The sequence below is a fragment of the Vibrio sp. 704 genome (assembly GCF_033339295.1).
Genome location: NZ_JAWOUH010000938.1, coordinates 1 through 536 on the forward strand (window position 1 = coordinate 1; position 536 = coordinate 536).

Below are 536 nucleotides of genomic sequence, written 5' to 3' on the forward strand. Positions count from 1 at the left end.
ATGGTAAACCATAGCTTTCCGTAACGATCATCAATACGAGTACCGCGACCGATGATCTGCTTAAATTTGGTCATCGACTGAATGCCCTGGTCAAGAACAACCAGTTTACAAGTTTTTGCATCGACACCTGTTGTCATGAGTTCTGAGGTGGTCGCGATAACAGGGTAAGCCTTTTTGGGGTTGATGAAGTTATCAAGCTGAGCTTTGCCTATTTCATCATCACCAGTGATTTTCATTACGTATTTTTCATTCTTTGCAACTTGCTCAGGGTTGCAGTTGATTAGTGCTCGACGCATACGCTCTGCGTGGTCAATGTCATTACAGAACACAATGGTCTTCGCCATCGGGTCGGTGCGCTTGAGGTAGCTGGTGATGGTCTGTGCAACAAGTTCTGTTCGCTCATCAATGACCATAGTTCTGTCGAAGTCTTTCTGGTTATAGATCCTGTCTTCGATGACTTCACCATGTTTATCGACTTGTCCTTTGGTTGGTTGCTAACCGTGTAAATCTATATCGATATCTACACGCACAACTTT

1 pseudogene is annotated in these 536 nt (G+C 44.0%); it reads right to left on the minus strand.

The window, feature by feature from the left end:
• Window positions 1-536: pseudogene (locus R7R24_RS29985) on the minus strand (helicase-related protein); the annotation flags it as partial.